Raw genomic sequence first — 13,983 nt, 5'->3', positions numbered from 1 at the left:
GATTGGTTGGTCGAACTAATGCAGGCGCCGCTCCCGCAGCAGCCGCCAGAGCAGGGGCCAGCCGAAGATCAGCGGATGGCGGCGCAGGCGCGGGCTGATCTCGACGGGCTGGTCCAGGTGGCGCTGCAGCTTCCAGACGACGTAGTCCACACCCAGCTCGAAGGTGAAGGACGCCTTCGCCAGGCGGGCCAGGTTCAGCAGCCGTCCCTGCAGGCGCCGCAGCCGCCAGCGCCGGCGGCCCTGCCGGCAGGCGGCGGCGGACAAGCGGTTGCGGTACAGGTCGGCCTCGCCGGCGACGGCCTCCAGGCCGGCGAGCGCCGGGACGGCGGCCCGGGTCAGGCGCCGGTAGTGCTCCCGGTCGTGGCGCACCAGCCGGGCCGGGCGGTCGGCCGACTCCGGGCGCAGCTCGCAGCCGTAGCTGCGCGCCAGCGCCCGCTGCCAGAGCGTCTCGCTGTCGAAGCGCGGCTCCAGGCACGGCAGGGCCTGCTCGAGCAGGGTGAGGACCGCGCGGGCCAGCGCCTCCTGTACCCGTCGCTCGATCCGTTCGTCCCGGCAGTAGACCAGGCGCGACGACTGGGCGAGACGTCCCCACAGGTAGCTCTGGAACCAGCGGGCGGTTCCCCGTTCGAGATCCGCCAGCGACAGCACCGCGCATTTCGCCTGCAGCAGCCGGCCGTCGGCCGTGCGCGTGCGCAGGAGCAGGACGTTGGGCGGCAGCCAGGCGTTCGCCAGCCGCAGCAGGCGGCTGGGGTAGGCGTGGGAATAGTCGTCGACGATCGCATAGAGATCGACCAGGCCTTCGCCGGGATTGCCGCTGCGCAGGCAGGAGCCGTAGAACAGCAGCGCCACCAGGGCGTCGCCGAAGCGGGCGCGGGCTTCGGCGCAGAGCTGGTGCAGTTCCCCGGCGACCGGCCGGGCGCATTGGCCGGCGATCTCGGCGAGCAGGTCCGGTGGCGGTGCGGGCAAGGGCGGTACGTCGGGCATCGGCCGGCCTCAGAAGGTCAGAAAGCATAGCGGGGGTGTGCTGGACAGGCGGATCGGCGCCCGGGTCTGGAACAGTTCGCCGTCGAGCAGGAAGTCGTCGGGCCCGCTCAGGCTCAGCGCCTCGAGATTGCGGCTGAGGTAGCCGTCCTGCTCGCGGGCGACGCGCGCGCCGCGCCCGCACAGCAGGGCTGGCAGGACCCGCAGCAGGCGGCGCGGGCGATGGCGGACCGCGGTGACGTGCACGGGAGCCGGTTCGGCTCCCCAGTAGGGCCGGCAGCCGACCAGCAGGCGGTCCAGGGTCGAGGCCAGCACCAGCAGCCAGTCGCTCTGCCAGTCGGCGTCCGTCGCGCTGAGCCGGGCCGGCATCGCCGGCAGCAGCGGGTGCGGCCGGTTGCCGAGCAGCGAGAACAGCAGGCGGCCGAGGGCCAGCGCCGGCCCCAGGGTTCCGCGCACGCCGGTCGGGCGGATGTGCCGGTGGAAATAGCGCACTCCGCTGAGGATGGCGCCGGTCCCGAAGAACATGCCGAACTGCGGCCCCAGGTCCGCCTCGCCGTCGATCCGCAGCACGGCGCGCCGCACCGCCTGCGGCGCCGGTCCGGCGCCCCGCAGCCAGGCGCACAGGGCGCGCAGCGCGGCCTCGGGTTTCAGGCGCGCGCCGAGGTCGCTCGCGCTCATGTTGGTGGTGCCCCCCGGCACCACCAGCAGGCCGGGCAGGCCGGCGGCCGGTCGTTGCAGGAGGGCGGTCAGGACGGCCTGCAGGGTGCCGTCCCCGCCCAGCACCACCACCAGGTCCTGCGGCCCGGCGCGCCAGTGGCGCAGCGCCCGGGCGATCTCCTGGGCGTCGCAGACCTCCTGCAGCAGGGCGCCGGGCACAGTGGCGGCGATCCGGCGCAGCGCCGGCAGCTGGCGGCGGACGCGTCCGCTGCCGGGGTTCAGCAGGATGGCGATCCGCGCCGGCCGCGCTCCGGCCTCAGACATCGCTCAGCCCGGAGCGCGGCGCGAACAGGCGCACGATCGGCCGGTGGCCCTCGGCTCGCAGGTCGATCTGGCTCAGCCAGGGCTGCAGCTCGGCGCCGCGCCGGCGCAGCAGGAGCGCCCAGAACACCCGGGCGGCGAGGACCAGCGTGGAGACCAGCGTCCAGAGCGCGACCAGCAGCAGGCCGGTATCGCCGGCGCCCAGCGCCCAGGCCAGGGTCAGGATCAGCAGGTTGGGGTTGCGGCGGGCGGTCACCAGGCGGTTGAGCGAGTCGAAGGGACGCCAGAGGAACAGCGAGAAGGGCGCGGCGAACTTGAAGGCTCCCTCGCACAGGCGGCCGGCGACATAGCCAGCGAAGATGACCCACAGCAGCGTATCCAGGGGAATGGCGGCATCCCAGCCGGCACTCAGTCCCATTCCCCAGGCGAGGTACCAGAGCGGCGGGTGCACCAGATCCAGGGCGTGGTCGAAGAGGTCGCCGAAGCGGGTCGAGGTGACGGTGACCCGCGCCAGCTTGCCGTCCACCGTGTCGAGGAAGGTCATGATCCAGCCGGCGAGCAGGCCCGCGCCGTACGCGCCCTGCCAGAACCAGTAGCCGGCGAGGATCGCCAGAACGTAGCTCGCGGCGGTGACATGGTTGGGGCTCAGGCCCAGGCGCACGCACCAGGCCGTGGCCCGGCGCGCCGGCACCGGCCAGACGCCGCGGGTGATGAAGTCGGTGACGCCCTTGTAGGCGCCGTCGAACAGCGACCTTTCCAGGGCCTCGCGCTCGCCTTCCGCGATGCGCGCGACCCAGGGCGGGTCGAACTTGCGCAGCTGTTCCTGCAGGCCGGAGGCCACCGTATCCGGGCGCACCCGGCGCAGCCGCCCGATGGCCGGGGCGTCGAAGCCGGCCGTCCCGGCCAGCTCGCCGGCCGGCAGGCGGGCGGCGACCAGGCTGCCGTCGCGCGGGTCCTGCAGGGCGACGTCCGGCGTGTCCAGCAGCCCGCGCAGCACCCGCTCGTCGTACAGGTAGTCTTCGCGCAGCAGCAGCACGCTCCCGGCCGGCGGCAGGGGCTCATGCGCCTCGCACAGGCGCGCTCCGGGGTGCTTTTCGAGCATCCGCCCGAGCCTTTCCCTGGAGGTCAATCCCCACAGGCGTACGCTGCAATCGCCCAGCAGATGGACGCATGTCGTCATGGTTTCCCTGCCTTGACCCAAGTGACCGAAATGTGTCGGGACTCGTTAATGAAAGCACGTCCGGCGCAATCGGCACGGCGGCGGCGTCGCTCAGGGCCTGCCGCGGTCGAACCGGCGCACCAGGGCCAGGGCCGTGCCGAGCAGGACGAGGGCCGGCGCCAGCCCGACCAGCATGGCGTTCAGTTTGAACAGCTGGCCCAGGCTGATCAGGATCTCGTTGCCGATGTACACCAGCAGCCCGAGGACCGCGCCGAGCGCCAGCCGGCTGCCGAGTCCGGTCGAGCGCACCGGGGCGAAGGTGAAGGGCAGCGCGAACAGGATCATCGCCAGGGTCAGGATCGGCACGCCGAGCTTCTGCCAGAGGGCGATCTCGAACTGGAGCGCCGGCTGGCCGGTGCCTTGCAGAAACTGCACGTAGCGGCGCAGTTGCCGCGCCGAGAGGCTCTCGGGGGGCAGGGACACCTCGTGCAGGCGCGAGTCGGGCAGGATGGCGCGCCAGGGCATCTGCTCGAGCTGCTCGACGCTTTCCGCCTCGTCGCTCCAGCGCTTCAGCCGCACGTCGCGCAGCAGCCAGGTGCCGCCGGGGCGGACCTCGGCGTGGTCGGCCAGGATGTATTCGCGCAGCTGGTTCTGCCCGTCGAAGCGGAAGATCTCCAGATGGTCGGGGACGCGCCCGGCGCGCAGGCCGCCGATGCGCACGACCTGGTCGTCCCGGCGCGCCCAGATGCTGTTGTCCTTGTCGTCGCCCGGCTTGGCGTGCGCCCGCACCTGAATGGCCTGCTGCTGCAGGGGCGAGGCCACGAATTCGTCGAGCGCGCCCAGCGCCACGGCCAGCGTCGTCCCGGCCAGCAGGGCGGTGAGGCCGATGCGGGTGGCGGAGATGCCCGCCGTGCGCAGGATGCTGAGCTCCTGGGTGAGGGAGAGCTGGCCGAGGGCGGCGATGCCGCCCAGCAGGGCGATGAAGGGGCCCAGCTCCACGGCGCGGCGCGGCAGGGTCATCAGCACGACTTCGAGCGCCTCTTGCAGACGGTATTCCGCGTCGCCGATGTCGTCGAGCTCGCCGACCAGGTCCAGGGTGCTGAACAGCGGCAGCAGCAGGGCCGCCGCGGCGGCGAAGCCGAGGAACAGGCTGCGCACCAGGTAGCGGTCGAGAATCCTCATCCGGTCTTCACCCGGACGATGGCCCGCTCGCGGACGATCAGCGCCAGCAGGACGAGCCCCATGGCCAGGGGCACCAGCCAGAGTCCGGGCATCAGGGGCAGGGAGCCGTTGCCGACCAGGCTCTTGCAGATGTCGCCGGCGTAGAAGATCGCCGCGTAGACCGCCGTGACCGGCAGCAGGGCGGCGAAGCGGCCGCGCCTGGGCGCGGTCCGGCTGAGCGGGATGGCCAGCAGGGCCAGGAGGAAGGTGCTGACCCCGCGGGTTTCGCGCCATTGCAGCTCCGCCCGGTCGGGGAGTGCCGCGGAGGCCCGCAGCGCCGGCCGGGGGGCCGCCTTCCTGCGGAACTCCGCGGTCGATTCGAGCGGCTCGAGGTGGATGGCCATCCGCTGGAACAACACCCGCTTGTCCTTGATGCCCTCGTGCTGCAGCGAATAGGCGGTGCCGTGGGTCATCTCGACGATCGGGTCCTCGGGGTCGGGATCGGCGATCCAGGCCTCCCGGGAGCGGTACAGGCGGGTTCGGCGCTCGCCGCCGTCGAAGATCAGCACGTCCCTGAGCCGCCCGCTGCGGCGGTCGATGCGCTCGGCCAGGATCATCCGGCCGTTCTCCGCATTGACGTTGAAGCGCCCGGCCAGCAGGTGGCCGATGTCCAGCTCGGTCTTCGACTCCAGCTCGAGCCGGTAGGCGTTGGCGTAGGCCCAGGGCCGTCCGTACAGGGACAGCGCGGCCACGGCGAGGGCGATCGGGATCGCCAGGATGGCCACGGCCTTGTAGAGCCGCAGCGGGCTCATGCCCGCGGCGGCCACGGCGGTGATCTCCGAGTCGTGGTACAGGCGCCCCAGACAGAGGACCACCGATACGTACAGGGCCACCGGCACCAGCACTTCCAGGGCGATCAGCACCTTGTAGACGACGATGTCGAACACCACCTCGAGGGCCAGGGTGCCGTTGGCGGCCTCGGCCAGATAGCGCTCGGAGGAGTAGGCCGCGAAGATGAAGGTGAGAATCCCCAGCATGACCAGCAGCGGCCGGCGTGTCTCGGTGATGACGTAGCGCTCGATCAGCAGCATGAATGCTTGAACCTTCCCCGTGCCATGCACCCGGCCAGGCCATCCCTGAAGCCGTGATCTATTCTCAGGAGCGTAGTCCTTTAGCCGAACGGAGTGGCTCGGGTTTACAGATCAAGAGCGGGGGATGGCATGCACCCTTTCAAGCGGAATGAACTCCGTCGGGCGGTAATCCTGAGCGCAGGCCAGGGACGTCGCCTTCTTCCCTTCACCCAGAGCAGCCCCAAGTGCCTGCTCGACATTGCCGGACGCAGCGTCATCGAGCGCCAGATCGATGCGCTGCTGGCCGCCGGCATCGGCCACATCACCGTGGTCGTGGGCTATGGCGCGGAGCAGGTCGAGCGCGTGCTGGACGAGCGCTACGGGACCGGCGCCATCGCTACGCTGTTCAATCCCTTCTTCGAGGTGGCGGACAACCTGGCCAGCTGCTGGATGGCCCGGCACGCAATGCAGGAGGCCTTCCTGCTGCTGAACGGCGACACCCTGTTCGAGCCGGCGGTCCTCGAGCGCCTGCTGGCGGCGCCGCCACGGCCCATCACCCTGGCCGTCGACCGCAAGGCCAGCTACGACAGCGACGACATGAAGGTCTGCCTGGACGGCACGCGGCTGGAGCGGGTCGGCAAGACGCTGCCGCTGACCCGCATCGATGGCGAATCCATCGGCATGATGTACTTCCAGGCGCCGGGCGCGGCGCTGTTCCGCCAGAGCCTCGAGGCGCAGATGCGCCGGCCGGAGGCCCTGCAGCGCTGGTATCTCAGCATCATCGACCAGCTGGCGCAGAGCACCGGCCAGGTGTTCGTGCAGTCCATCGAGGGGCTCGGCTGGGGCGAGCTGGACTTCCCGGCCGATCTGGAGGCGGTCAGGGCCAAGGCCCACCTCTGGGAGACGCCCCTGGCCGTGGCTCAGGGCTGAGCGGCTCGCTCCGCGGGGCACTGCGCCAGAATGCGCTCGACCAGGGCGAGATCCGCCGCGGTGTCGACGTCGATGGCCGCCTCGGCGAAGGGCAGCACCACGGCGCCGATCTTCACCCCGAGCCGCCGCGACAGCCGTGCCAGGGCCTGCTCCAGGGTCAGGCGGCCGAGCAGGTAGCGCAGGGTGGCGGCCGGGCCCAGCGCGCCGCCGATCACCCGCCAGGGCCGCTTGCGCGCCTGCTCGACGCCGCGCCAGAAGGACGCCAGCCGGCGGCCCCGGGCGGTCGTGAAGGCGAACAAGTTGCAGCCGCAGTACGGCCCACCACGCAGCCGTATGGCGGTGCGCCGGGTGTCGGGATAGCGTGCTCGCACGGTGTCCAGCCGGGCGACGCCGACCACGAAGTCGCAGCCGCTGGCCAGCGCCTGCTCGAGGAAGTGATCGACCATGGCCGGGCTCAGCAGGGCGTGGTCGGCCGTGGTCAACAGCACCGGCCGGTGCAGGTCCTCGCCTTCCAGGGCGCGTGCGGCGCTGGCGCTCGGCGAGGCGGCGTTCTCCTGCCAGCCCAGGGCGTCGCTGGCCAGCTCGCGCGCGAGTTCGGCATCCCGGAGGAGCAGGGCGTGCGCCGGCCCGACCAGAGTGATGCGGCCGACCCGGCGGCTCCTGCGCAGGCTTTGCACCACCCGGTGGACCATCGGCACGCCGCCGACCGGCGCCAGGGCCTTGCAGGCGACCCCGGCCGCGCTCGCCACGGCGTCCTCCGCATGGCGGTCGGCGGCCAGCACCAGCACGCTGCAGCACCCGGCTTCAGATGCGCTTTTCATAGACCCGGTACCTCTTGTAGGGGTAGGCCCCGATGTGCTCGAGGATGTTCCGCATGCCGCGGTTGCCTTCCAGAATCCACGACATCTCCAGCGCCTGGAGGCCGCGGCGGACGAAGGGCGGCTTGAGCGCCTCGATCAGGTACAGCGCCAGCGCCGAGCCCAGACGGCTGCGCTGATGCGCCTGGCGCACGCCCATCAACGGCACGCGGGCGGTGCGCAGGCCGCGGACCTTGAGCCCCCAGAGCAGGCGGAGCCAGCCGAAGGGCAGCAGGCGCCCCTGCAGGGGGGCGATGGCCTCGTTGAGGTTGGGCAGGGCGACGATGAAGGCGCCGGGTTCGCCGTCGACCTCGGCGATGTACAGCAGGTCGTCCGGCACCAGCAGCCTGAGGTGGTCGCCCAGGGCCTCGAATTCTTCGGCGGTGAAGGGGACGAAGCCCCAGTTGTTGGCCCAGGCGTCGTTGAAGATGTCCCGCAGAAGCCGCATCTCCGCCGCGAAGCGGCGGCGGTCCAGCGGCCGGATGCGCACGCGGTCCCGCCAGCGCTCCATCAGCTGGCGCAGCGGGGGCGGGAAGTGCAGCTCGTCCGTGCGCATCCAGTAGGCCAGCAGGTCCGTGGCCGGGCAGTAGCCCAGCGCCTCGATGCGGGCGCCGTACCAGGGCTGGCCGTGGCCCATCATGACCGCCGGCGGCCGGTCGAAGCCCTCGACCAGCAGGCCGCTTTCCTCGTTGATGTTCAGGCTGAAGGGGCCGGTTATCCGCCGGGCGCCCCGTTCGAGCAGCCAGTGCTCGGCGTTCGCCAGCAGCGTCTCGAAGACCGCCGGATCGTCGACTGCCGCCAGCATGCCGAAGTGGCCCGTGTCCGGGCCGTGCAACTGGCGGTGCAGGCGGTCCACCTGGGCGCTGATGCGGCCCACGGGCGTGGCGCCCGACCAGGCGATCCAGGCCTGCCAATCGAGATGGGCGAAGAGCGGATTCTTCGCCGACAGATGGTCGCGGCGCTCGGCGTGCAGGGGCTCCACCCAGTGCGGATCGTCCCGGTGCAGCCGGCCCGGCAGGCCGATGAAGGCGGCGAGATCGGCCCTGCTCTGCACCGGTCTGGTGACGAGCGCTCCATTCCCTGGGGAAAACGGTCGATTCACATCCACGGTCCTCTCGTCCAAATGGCCGACATGGCCACTGAACTTATAGGCGGTGCAGCCATGCTTCGCCCCTTGCCGCAACTTCGCCATCAATGAAGTTGTCGCGAGGCAATCACTGTGAAGTTCGCGGAGGGGTATTTCCCTTTTATTGGAAAGGCCATTTGGCGGGCGGTTTTCCAGAGCAAATGAAAAAGATTATTAATCAGGCCCTTAAATTCACGCCATGGCATAGCGTGCTGCAGGATGCTGGAAATAGGCCATGACCTTGTCGGGCAAGCTGCCGAGTGTGTTCATGAAAGCCATCGCCTTGTCCAGCAGGCTGGCCTTGTCATGGCTGACCGGGCCGCTGCGCAGCGCCGTCTTGAAATCCCGATTCAGGTACTCGTCGGGATTGGACTCGGGCGCATAGGGTGGTAGGAACACCAGTTCGATCCTGTCCTGCTTGTCACTGAGCCACTCGCTGACCACCTTGGCATGGTGGACGCGCAGGTTATCGACCACCAGGAAGATCTTCTGCGGTGTCCCTTCAACGAGGCGGCTCAGGAAGTCGATGAAACGCAGCGCGTTGATACTGCCTTCGACGATCTGGAAGGCCACCTCGCCACGGGGCGAAATTGCGGAGATCATCGACAGCTTGTGCCAGCGAGTGGGCGTCGCCAGCACTGGCGTCTGGCCCCTGGGGGCGTAGCCGCGTATCCAGTTCGCATCCTCCTTGACTGCGGTTTCGTCCCCCCAGTGAATCACCGCTCCTTCGGCAGCGGCGCGCGCCTTGACCTGGGGGTAGGTCTGCTTCAGCCAGCGCTCGATGTCCTCCGGCCGCTGCTCCTGCGCCCGCTTCACGGGACGCTGAGGCGTAAACCCCCAGCGCTTGAGATACTTGCCGATCAACCGGTCCTGCAGCTCGATCCCGAGGCGTTCCCTGGCCAGCGCCTTGATGGCCGGGCGCGTCCATAGGGCAAACGGCAACTGCAGCTGCTGCGGGGGTTGCTCGACGATTTGCTCGCGCAGCCACTGCTCGTCGGCCGGCGTCAGCTTGCGGCAGGCGCCCGCCGGGCGCCCCCGACGCTTTTCCTCCAGGGCTTGCGCGCCCTCGCGGTTGGCACGGGTCAGCCAAGTCTTGATGGTGGTCGGATGCACACCGGTGACCGAGGCCAACTCCTCGACTTTCATGTTGGACTGCTGGCGCAGGCGAATCACTATCTGGCGAAGCAGCTTGCGACTCTCTGCGGTCAGTTTGCGGGCGTCGATCTTTTCCATGCCTGAAGTCTAACTAGACGTCTATTTAAGGGCCACCTTAATAGTGGAAGTCCGCCGGCAGGGCGCGCATGGCCCGGCCTGCCGGCTTTAACCATCCTGTCATCCCGTTTTCCCCGCGGCCCCCTTGACCGAGCAAAATGGACTACTCTCACCAGATCGTGGTCCGCCACGCTTCATCTGTCTTTTGTGCTTCGAAATGCTTCTGCCGGCCTTGCTGCTCGGTCCGCCGCAGGAAAATGGGAAATAAGGGAATAAGTTGTTGCGCTAAAACATACCAGGACTGGAATCATGGCCAGACCCTCTATGCCTGCAACTCCTACGCTGAACATCTTGCCGCCGCGTTTAGGCGATTTCTCGACGCTTGCCGAAGCCCTCGATTATGCGGCACTGGGACATACCGGCCTGAACTTCCATGACGGACAATGCCGCCTGACGGCGGTCGTCCCCTATGCCGAACTGCGCCAGGAGGCGCTGGCCCTGGCCAGGCGCCTTCACGGGCTGGGCGTGCGCCGCGGCGACCGGGTGGCGCTGATCGCCGACAGCGAGCCGGGATTCATGAAGGCCTTCTACGGCTGCCAGTACGCCGGCTTCGTGCCGGTGCCGCTGCCCATTCCCACCGGGGTGGGCGGCCATGCCGCCTATGTCGAGAGGCTCGGCGCGCTGCTGAGGAGCTGCGCGCCGGCCGCCGTCCTGGCGCCCGCCGCCTGGCTGCCGTTCGCGCAGGAGGCGGCCGCGCCCTTTGCCGGGCTGCTCGTCGGCTCCACCGAGGAGCTGAAGACCCGGGAGGCGCCGCCGGTGACGCTGGAGCCCTCGCGGCCGGACGAGGTCGCCTATCTGCAATACACCTCGGGCAGCACCCGCTTTCCGCGCGGGGTGGTGGTGACGCAGCGGGCGGTCATGGCCAACCTGCAGGGCATCATTCGCGCGGGGCTGGGCGTGCGTCCCGACGACCGCTGCGTCTCCTGGCTGCCCTTCTATCACGACATGGGGCTGGTCGGCTTCGTGCTCGGCCCGATGGCCGCGCAGCTGTCGGTGGACTACCTGCGCACCCAGGATTTCGCCATGCGCCCGCGGCAGTGGCTCAACCTGATCAGCCGCAACCGCGGCACCATCTCCTTCGCCCCGCCCTTCGGCTACGACATCTGCACCCGGCGCAGCCGGGAAGGCGAGGCCGTCCGCTTCGACCTGTCCAGCTGGCGTGTCGCCGGGATCGGCGCGGAGCCGATCCGCGCGGAGGTGCTCGAGCGCTTCGCCGAGCAGTTCGCCCCGGCCGGCTTCGAGCGCACGGCCTTCCTGCCCAGCTACGGCCTGGCGGAAAGCACCGTGGGCGTCAGCTTCGGCCGGCGCGGCGCCGGGGTCCGGGTGGATCGCATCGAGCGCCGGGCCCTGGAGCTGCAGTCGGCGGCCGTGCCCTTCGGCGGCGAGGAAAGCCGGGCCAGCACCTTCGTCAACTGCGGCGCCGCGCTGCCGGGACACCGCCTGGAGGTCCGCGACGAGGCCGGCCGCCCTCTGGCGGAGCGGCGGATCGGCCGGGTGATGGTTCAGGGCCCGAGCACCATGTCGGGGTATTTCCGCGACGAGGAGTCCACCCAGGCGGTCCTGGTGGAGGATGGCTGGCTGGATACCGGCGATCTCGGCTACCTGAGCGGCGGCGAGCTGTTCATCACCGGCCGGCAGAAGGATCTTCTGATCGTGCGCGGCCGCAACATCTGGCCGCAGGACGTCGAATACCTGGTCGAGTCCCAGCCGGACATCCGTCCGGGCGACGTGATCGCCTTCCTCATTCCCACGACGCCCGATCCCCAGGTCGTGGTGCAGGTCCAGTGCCGGGTGATCGACCCGGAGAGGCGCGAGCGCCTGGTGCGCGCGCTGGGCGGGCTGATCAGCAGCGAATTCGGCTTCATCGCCCTGGTGGAGCTGGTGCCGCCCCATTCCCTGCCGCGCACCTCGTCGGGCAAGCCCTCACGGGCCGAGGCGCGCAGGCGTTTCCTGGCACAGTCCGCCCCCGGACTGTCCCGGGTCTGCGGATAGCGGCCCGTGGCGTCCGTCGTTGCCCTGACGGGAGCAACCGGCTTCATCGGCGGCGTCCTGCGCCGGCGCCTGACCCAGGCGGGCGTTCCGCTGCGCGCCTTGGGCCGCCGCCGGAGCGGCTTCGAGGACGGCACCGTCTGGATACGCGGCACCCTCGAGGACGAGGAGGCCCTGGCACGGCTGGTCGCCGGGGCAGATACGGTCATCCATTGCGCCGGCGCGGTGCGCGGCGCCAGCCCCGCGCATTTCCAGGCCATCAATGTCGACGGCAGCCTGCGCCTGCTCGAGGCCGCCCGCAACGGCGGCCGCTGCACGCGCTTTCTGCTGATGTCGTCGCTGGCGGCCCGGCATCCGCAGCTGTCCTGGTATGCCGCCTCGAAGTTCGAGGCCGAGCGCCGGGTCGCCCAGGCGGCCGGGGACATCGCCGTGACGGTGTTCAGGCCCACCGCGGTGTACGGCCCGGGCGACCGGGAGATGCGTCCGCTGTTCGAGTGGCTGCTGCGCGGCTGGCTGTTCACCCTGGGGCAGGACAGTGCGCGGCTCAGCTTCCTGCACGTCGAGGACCTGGCCGGCGCCGTGCTGCGCTGGCTGGAGGCGCCGCGGGCGCCGGGCGCCACCTACGAGCTGAACGACTGCCAGCCGGACGGCTACGACTGGAACGGCATCGCCGCCATCGCCACGCAGATCCGCCACGAGCCAGTGCGCCGGATCGTGATCCCGGCGCCGCTGCTGAAGGGGCTCGCCCGCGGCAACCTGCTCCTGTCGCACCTCACCGGCCGCGCGCCCATGCTGACGCCGGCGAAGGTGGGGGAACTGACCCATCCCGACTGGTCCTGCAGCAACGAGCCGATCCGCAGCGCCCTGGGTTGGGAGCCCCGGATAGCGCTGAGGGAGGCCTTGCAGGAGCGCTGGTTCTAAACGAAAGGCACTTCCAGGACGAGAGGAGGACCCCCGTCATGATTTCCGAGGAGCAGATACTGGAGCGGCTTTTCGTCCATCTGCGGCCACTGGTGCCGCCCCGAACGCCGCTGCATGCGGATATCGACCTGAAACAGGAGCTGGGCCTGGACTCCATCAAGGTCATGGACCTCTTGATGGCGCTCGAGGACGAATTCGATGTCTCCATTCCCCTGAACGTATTGATAGACGTGCACACGCCGGCCGAGCTGGCACGGGCCGTCCACGCGCTGATGGAGCATACCGATGGCCTTGTTCGATAGGTTCGCAAGTCTGGCGCAGGCACGCGCCGAGCTGGTGCAGGGCCACCTCAATCCGTTCGGCACGCGCATCGACGAGATCTTCTCGCCCACCGAAGGGCGCATCGGCGATTACCGGGTGATCCTCGCCGGCACCAACAACTACCTGGGGCTGACCTTCGACCCCGCCTGCATCCAGGCCGCGCAGCAGGCGCTGGCGCAGCAGGGCACGGGGACGACCGGCTCGCGCATGGCCAACGGCAGCTATGGCAGCCACCTGTCGCTGGAGGCCGAGCTGGGCGACTTCCTGGGGCGCCGCTCGGTGATCGTCTTCTCCACCGGCTACCTGGTGAACCTCGGCGTCATCGGCGCCCTGGCCGGCCCGGAGGACATCGTGCTGCTCGATGCCGACTGCCATGCCAGCATCTACGACGCCTGCAAGCTGGGCGGCGCCCAGGTGATCCGCTTCCGCCACAACGATGCCGCCGACCTGGAGCGGCGCATGCAGCGCCTCGGCGAGCGGGCGCGCCACGCCCTGATCCTGGTGGAGGGCATCTACAGCATGCTGGGCGACCAGGCGCCGCTCGGCGAGATCGTCGAGGTCAAGCGGCGCCTGGGCGGCTACCTGCTGGTCGACGAGGCCCACTCGGTCGGCGTACTGGGCGGGCGCGGCCGCGGCCTGGCCGAGGAACTGGGCGTCGAGGCGGACGTGGACGTGGTCATGGGCACCTTCAGCAAGAGCCTGGGGGCGATCGGCGGCTTCGCGGCCAGCCATGACCCGGATCTGGAGCTGCTGCGCTGTGCCAGCCGCCCATACATCTTCACGGCCTCGCCGTCGCCGTCCGCCATCGCCTCGGTGCGCGCCGCCCTGCAGGCCCTGCGCAGCCGGCCGGAGCTGCGCGAGCGCCTCTGGGCCAACGCGCGGCGGCTGTATCGCGGACTGGCGGCGCTGGGCTACCGGACCGGCCCGCAGCCGAGCCCGGTCATTCCGGTCCTGCTCGGTTCGCCGAAGGAGGGCGTGGCCTTCTGGCAGGGCCTGATCGAGCGCGGCGTGTACGTGAACCTGGTGCCGCCGCTGGCGACGCCCGGCGGTCAGGCGCTGGTGCGCTGCAGCGTCAGCGCCGCGCACACGCCCGAGCAGATCGAGCGGATCATCGAGGCGTTCGCCCTGTTGCGTGCTCCCGCCGGCCAGGCCATGGCCGGTGCCTGAGGGAGCGCCGGCGGCGCGGGAGGATGCCGAATGACGCCCACCTACAACCGG

The 13,983-nt window shown here is 70.2% G+C and carries 13 protein-coding genes; 5 read left to right on the top strand and 8 right to left on the bottom strand.

What is annotated here, in order from left to right; translation table 11 throughout:
* Positions 1-15 precede the first annotated feature (15 nt).
* From GCU53_RS08980 to lptF, 5 genes are all read right to left on the bottom strand, one after another.
* Positions 16-984, bottom strand: coding sequence for a hypothetical protein (locus GCU53_RS08980; RefSeq protein WP_152387307.1), 969 nt, complete (start codon positions 982-984; stop codon positions 16-18).
* 9 nt (positions 985-993) lie between these two features.
* Entirely contained in the window at positions 994-1,962 is a 969-nt protein-coding gene (locus tag GCU53_RS08975) for a diacylglycerol/lipid kinase family protein (RefSeq protein WP_152387306.1), read from the bottom strand.
* Positions 1,955-3,139: a CDP-alcohol phosphatidyltransferase family protein gene (locus GCU53_RS08970; protein WP_152387305.1), complete on the bottom strand. Its 1,185-nt coding sequence runs from the start codon at positions 3,137-3,139 to the stop codon at positions 1,955-1,957. The genes GCU53_RS08975 and GCU53_RS08970 overlap by 8 nt, the downstream gene beginning before the upstream one ends.
* A gap of 90 nt (positions 3,140-3,229) precedes the next feature.
* Positions 3,230-4,300, bottom strand: a complete 1,071-nt coding sequence (gene lptG / locus GCU53_RS08965; RefSeq protein ID WP_152387304.1) for an LPS export ABC transporter permease LptG — start codon at positions 4,298-4,300, stop codon at positions 3,230-3,232.
* Entirely contained in the window at positions 4,297-5,370 is a 1,074-nt protein-coding gene (gene lptF, locus GCU53_RS08960; protein WP_152387303.1) for an LPS export ABC transporter permease LptF, read from the bottom strand. Before lptF ends, lptG begins: the two co-directional genes overlap by 4 nt.
* Positions 5,371-5,499: 129 nt before the next feature.
* On the opposite strand from lptF, the gene GCU53_RS08955 reads away from it, so the two are divergent.
* A complete protein-coding gene (locus GCU53_RS08955) occupies positions 5,500-6,279 on the top strand; it encodes a phosphocholine cytidylyltransferase family protein (RefSeq protein ID WP_244307087.1) in 780 nt (259 codons plus the stop codon).
* Here the strand turns inward: GCU53_RS08955 and GCU53_RS08950 are convergent.
* The 3 genes from GCU53_RS08950 to GCU53_RS08940 all read right to left on the bottom strand — a co-directional run bounded on the left by GCU53_RS08950 (position 6,270) and on the right by GCU53_RS08940 (position 9,495).
* Positions 6,270-7,100, bottom strand: a complete 831-nt coding sequence (locus GCU53_RS08950; protein ID WP_152387302.1) for an NTP transferase domain-containing protein — start codon at positions 7,098-7,100, stop codon at positions 6,270-6,272. The two genes, GCU53_RS08955 and GCU53_RS08950, sit on opposite strands and share 10 nt — an antisense overlap.
* Positions 7,084-8,244 (bottom strand): GNAT family N-acetyltransferase, encoded by a 1,161-nt coding sequence (locus GCU53_RS08945; protein WP_244307086.1) that lies wholly within the window; start codon positions 8,242-8,244, stop codon positions 7,084-7,086. The genes GCU53_RS08950 and GCU53_RS08945 overlap by 17 nt, the downstream gene beginning before the upstream one ends.
* A 210-nt stretch (positions 8,245-8,454) precedes the next feature.
* Positions 8,455-9,495 (bottom strand): IS630 family transposase, encoded by a 1,041-nt coding sequence (locus GCU53_RS08940; protein ID WP_152385914.1) that lies wholly within the window; start codon positions 9,493-9,495, stop codon positions 8,455-8,457.
* A 288-nt stretch (positions 9,496-9,783) separates the two neighbouring features.
* Between GCU53_RS08940 and GCU53_RS08935 the strand changes: the two genes are divergently transcribed.
* Genes GCU53_RS08935 through spt form a run of 4 tightly spaced genes read left to right on the top strand, consistent with a single transcriptional unit; the run spans position 9,784 to position 13,932 of the window.
* Positions 9,784-11,526, top strand: coding sequence for a fatty acyl-AMP ligase (locus GCU53_RS08935; RefSeq protein ID WP_152387301.1), 1,743 nt, complete (start codon positions 9,784-9,786; stop codon positions 11,524-11,526).
* 6 nt (positions 11,527-11,532) lie between these two features.
* Entirely contained in the window at positions 11,533-12,444 is a 912-nt protein-coding gene (locus GCU53_RS08930; RefSeq protein WP_152387300.1) for an NAD-dependent epimerase/dehydratase family protein, read from the top strand.
* 38 nt (positions 12,445-12,482) lie between these two features.
* A complete protein-coding gene (locus tag GCU53_RS08925; protein WP_152387299.1) occupies positions 12,483-12,746 on the top strand; it encodes an acyl carrier protein in 264 nt (87 codons plus the stop codon).
* The gene (gene spt / locus GCU53_RS08920) at positions 12,730-13,932 is read left to right on the top strand and encodes a serine palmitoyltransferase (protein ID WP_167520047.1); all 1,203 of its coding nucleotides are present in this window, start codon (positions 12,730-12,732) and stop codon (positions 13,930-13,932) included. Before GCU53_RS08925 ends, spt begins: the two co-directional genes overlap by 17 nt.
* Positions 13,933-13,983: the final 51 nt, after the last annotated feature.

This window comes from Azotobacter salinestris (genome assembly GCF_009363155.1).
Lineage (GTDB): Bacteria > Pseudomonadota > Gammaproteobacteria > Pseudomonadales > Pseudomonadaceae > Azotobacter > Azotobacter salinestris.
This window is presented reverse-complemented; position numbering and strand designations above follow the sequence as displayed.